7 protein-coding genes and 1 pseudogene are annotated in these 4,094 nt (G+C 59.5%); all 8 read left to right on the top strand.

The annotated features are described in order from the left end of the window. The coding region (locus C476_RS19870; RefSeq protein ID WP_152418246.1) for a M48 family metallopeptidase at positions 1-407 on the top strand (407 nt) is incomplete at its 5' end. Positions 408-542: 135 nt separating this feature from the next. Next, positions 543-1,007: a hypothetical protein gene (locus C476_RS19865; protein WP_008015075.1), complete on the top strand. Its 465-nt coding sequence runs from the start codon at positions 543-545 to the stop codon at positions 1,005-1,007. Positions 1,008-1,163: 156 nt separating this feature from the next. Then, positions 1,164-1,457: a hypothetical protein gene (locus C476_RS16560; RefSeq protein WP_049912036.1), complete on the top strand. Its 294-nt coding sequence runs from the start codon at positions 1,164-1,166 to the stop codon at positions 1,455-1,457. Then, the gene (locus tag C476_RS16555) at positions 1,454-1,783 is read left to right on the top strand and encodes a DUF7558 family protein (protein WP_008015071.1); all 330 of its coding nucleotides are present in this window, start codon (positions 1,454-1,456) and stop codon (positions 1,781-1,783) included. The genes C476_RS16560 and C476_RS16555 overlap by 4 nt, the downstream gene beginning before the upstream one ends. 85 nt (positions 1,784-1,868) lie before the next feature. After that, the gene (locus tag C476_RS16550; protein WP_008015069.1) at positions 1,869-2,228 is read left to right on the top strand and encodes a MarR family transcriptional regulator; all 360 of its coding nucleotides are present in this window, start codon (positions 1,869-1,871) and stop codon (positions 2,226-2,228) included. Continuing rightward, the gene (locus C476_RS16545; protein WP_008015068.1) at positions 2,225-2,566 is read left to right on the top strand and encodes a type II toxin-antitoxin system PemK/MazF family toxin; all 342 of its coding nucleotides are present in this window, start codon (positions 2,225-2,227) and stop codon (positions 2,564-2,566) included. Before C476_RS16550 ends, C476_RS16545 begins: the two co-directional genes overlap by 4 nt. A gap of 158 nt (positions 2,567-2,724) precedes the next feature. After that, complete coding sequence (locus tag C476_RS16540; protein WP_008015067.1) at positions 2,725-3,036, top strand: hypothetical protein; 312 nt, start codon at positions 2,725-2,727, stop codon at positions 3,034-3,036. A 403-nt stretch (positions 3,037-3,439) separates the two neighbouring features. Continuing rightward, a pseudogene (locus C476_RS16535) lies at positions 3,440-4,094 on the top strand (DNA-binding protein); the annotation flags it as partial.

The raw sequence follows: 4,094 nt of genomic DNA, 5'->3' as shown, positions 1-4,094 counted from the left end.
TCGACGAAAACCATGCAGTTGTCTCCTTGGTTGGGACGGTAGTGCTGATAGCCCTGTCACTCCTCTCTGTTCGGTATTTTATGCGGCACCATTGGATGCTGTTTCTGGTTGCCGGTAGCGCAGTGCTCGTTGGACGAGTTGTCTTTGTATGGGCTCGTCGACAGCTAGAGTATCGGGCAGATAGATACGCAGCCGAGCTTCTCGACGACCCACAGCAAGTTGCCAATGGGTTACGCGCACTTAGAGACGTCCAGATGACAGAGACAGCTAATGAACAATCCTCAGGAAGGCTCTACGAGAGAGCTATACGCCGAATCCGCCACTACTGGACACGTATATTGTCTACACATCCTCCGATAGACGACCGAATTGCACATATTAAGCGACTGAGTCGGAACGCTGACTGACTAGTGCAGAGACGTTCCTCAAAGAATTCGTAGCGTTCGGTACAGTCAGGGCTGCACACATCCTAAAACACCTCATCGGAGTATTTTCTCGCCCCGAGATGGGTGCGGGGCGGTCGAACTGCCCCGAGATAGCGAATGACTTCTGAGCGACAGCACCAACGAGATCGTGGTATTGATCGAGCACCAACCCACCGACAGCCAATCGATCCACCCTGGTCCGGCCTCGAGTTACGGGTTCCGAACGATCGGAGTCGAGAGTCACTCATTTCGTTCGTCGAGTGTGTTCTCGTTGAACTCACACATGCAGATGTCGGTGCCGAGTATCGATCGTCGAACGTCTGGGGAGTCAAACGAACTCAGTACATCGCCGCCGAGACGACCGGCCAGCTCTTTAGGAAGCGTCATTACGACGAACGGCTCGGCTGGCACGAACAGACGATGTCTCGGCAGGACGTGCGTGATGAACTGATCAACCGCCTCGCACGGCCCGCGTCATTGGCGACGAATCAGAGTCATCCCCATCCTGTTGAGGAACCAGATACGTTCCAGGTGAAGCCAACGTGGCAACTGCGAACAGGTCGACGGACCAGTAAGAGGTAATCTCCAGCCGTCGGTACTCGAGCCCGCTGTTGAATATTGATCACTGACTCCATACACATCACGCAATGTCTTCGACTTGATTGTACTTCCAGCAGCGAGTTTATCGGCGCCGTGAGGCATGAGGCGCGCTCAACAGTGTGCCTCATGTGGTTTCCAATGACTGATCCAAACCCGATTGACGACACTGCAGACGATTACAGCCGGTTCGAGGCCAGACTCGTTGCTCATGATCAGGATGCAACTCGCGTCGTGACCGCAGATCTCGGCGAGACAACTGCCCGACAGCTCGTTACTGAACTCATCGATAACGGTGTGGTGACGCCGGTCCCTGGCAAGCGGGTGTTCGTCCATGAGCCAAGCAGGACCACCTTTGACTCGAGCACCCAGCTTGCTGTCTTCCATCAAGGCTGGACGGCTGCTCGAGATGACGTCATGGGGGAGGAGTCGTGACACAGCAGACACTCGCGGGGTGTTCGTTCTGTGAGGGACCACCCGGAACGGAAACTGGCACTGCATACACTTGGGGGAAAGACGAGCGAGTCAGTCACCTGATCTGCGTCGACTGTGCCATCCAGATACGGCCAGACCCGGATAAGAGCGATCACCACGCCTGCGACGGCTGTGGGCTCGTCGTCGACGCGCTTGCAGCCCTCACGCGATTCCGCGTCGAACTCGGCAATCTCGAGGGCTCGCTACAGCTGTGTGCGCGATGTAGTCCCGGTGGGCCAGCTACCTACTGGACACGTGATCTTGAGGAGCATCTGATCGATCAGTAGTTGACTCCGTGATAGTCGTCCTTCGACTGCCTCGTCTAGAAAATACGTCGATACAGCTAATACATCCGCAGACAAAGAAATACATATGCCCATCGACATCGAGACGTTCGAATCCTCGACCGAGGACCGACTCCAGCACAACGGGGAGACGAACGCCGATCGCGTAATGCAGTTCCTCGCTGCCAATCCTGATCAGGCGTTCACCCAGAGCGAAATTCGCGATGCGACTGGCGTGAAAGCAGGGAGCATCAGCGTCGTCCTCTCGCGTCTCGAAGATCGCGAACTCGTGCGCCACAAAGGCAACTACTGGGCGCTTGGAGAGGCCGACGACGTCGCTGCCTACACGAGTATGGTCGAGAGCACGCGGACCGCGAACGACCGCTTCGGAGAGGAGGATATGGACGAGTGGCTGGAACACGCCGTCGACGACGAGGATACTGAATGAGCTACCAGCGCGGCGACGTCGTCTGGGGACCGGACCCGTTCAAATCGGGAGAGAACCCGCGGCCGTGGCTGATTCTGAACAACGACAGCCATCCGTTCGGTGACGAGGAGTACATGACGGTCACGCTAACCACGACACCGCACGATGAGGGGATTCCACTCAATGACGCCGACTGGGTTGAGGGCGGGATGCCCCGCCAGAGTTACGCCTCGCCGTGGGTGGTTGCGTCACCGAAACACGCCGCTATCGTTCGACGGCAAGGTCGCCTCGAGGAATCGTTCGTCCAAACCGTCGTCGATGCACTCGAAACCTATCTCGAGCCGCCTCACGAAGACTAACTGATCAAGCGGCCGTGTGCGACGTGTAGGAGCGGAACTGGCAACCTCGAGTACCGTTCGTTGACGCGATCTGTAAGGCTATCCTCAGCGACCGTGTACCGTTTCGAACCACTGCTGCAGACTTTGGCGGAGCGGCGCTCGATGGAGTTTGTGTCAGGATGACTGCGACTCTGGTTCTCAGAGAGCAAAATACGATACAGCAGGAGTATTCTTTGAAAGCCCCTGGCGCGCTCGAGTCCCGCGCCTCGCTGCGCTCCTCACAGGTTGCGGTGCTTGTGTCGGCGGGGTTCCTCGAGCGCGCCAGCCCCTTTCAGCCCCACCCGCGTGGACTGATCGGGCTGCTGTCGCGTCGGTTGCTCGCGCTTGGGTATCGGCCCGCCCCGCTCGCCGCGTGCCGCCCTCCGCGTCGCTCGCGACCGACCATTCCGGGCTGCGGTTCGCTCCTGGCGTCGCTCACCGTTCCGGGCTAAAATGAATCTGGTCTCNATCTGGTCTCGGCGCCAGCATTAAGCGCGTTTTCGGTTGCGCCCCTCGCGGGCTTTCGCGTTCCAGCGCTTGGTGCCGCCTGCGCTGTCGCGCGCCACACCGCGGCGCGCGTTCTCGACGACAGTCGCGCTGGACACGGACCCGCGGTCCGGGCCGGACACGAGAAACGGCTTAAAGCTGGCCGCTCGCTTCGGGCGGGACGCCGCGCGGTGCTGGTTGGGACACCGCATTCAGGCGCGCTCTCGCTCGCGCCCAGATGGGCGCTCGCGAAGGCGCGAGCGCGAGCGCGCAGATGGATCTAGTTGGTCGGCATCGTCGGAAAACCGCGATGTAGTAGCATCACGGTGGCAGGCGCGTGAGCGCCTTCAGCGGTACAGGTGAGTACCAATGTCTAGTAACAACTCGAGTAGCAAGGTCGTTACGGTCGATGAACAGGCATTCAAACAGGCGGATGAGCAGGCAGTCGATGAAGACGGCTTCCCGGTCGTCGACGAGACGCCGGAATTCGAGGCAACAGTCGAGCAAGGGGTCCAAGCAAAGGTGGATGCGAACCACCCAGACGGCATCGTCGATACGAGCGACGACCGGATTCACGGCGCGACCCTCGAGCAGGAAGAGCGCATTCGAGCACGAGAGGATGAACTTGAGCGAATCAGTGCCCAGGCCGAGATGGGGCTGCAGGAAGGTCGTGCAAAGCGGACACGAGCGATCGCTGCGGACCAGAACAAAGCGCGCCGTGTGGAATTCCAGAAACGGGCGGCGAGCGTGGACCCAATGGCGGACCCGGAGCGGGCGGATCCTCGTACAGAGCTCTCTCGAGAGCAGTTGGCGGCCGTGAACAAGCAGTCGATGCGACTCGCAAAGCAGTTGGATGGGTGGTCCCGAGCGGCGATCAGCCGGCGGTTGAGTGAAGCCGTCGTCGGTGGCCAAGACCTGACGAGTGCGGTCGTCAACGTGTTCGAGGAACTGCAGACGGCGCCCGGACACGTCATCCCCATTGGGAAACTCGAGGAGGTTGCTCGAAAAGAGGTGAGCATCGAAG

It is taken from the genome of Natrinema limicola JCM 13563, from assembly GCF_000337475.1.
GTDB lineage: Archaea > Halobacteriota > Halobacteria > Halobacteriales > Natrialbaceae > Natrinema > Natrinema limicola.
Note: the sequence above shows the minus strand (reverse complement) of the source record. Positions and strands in the feature narration are given on the sequence as shown.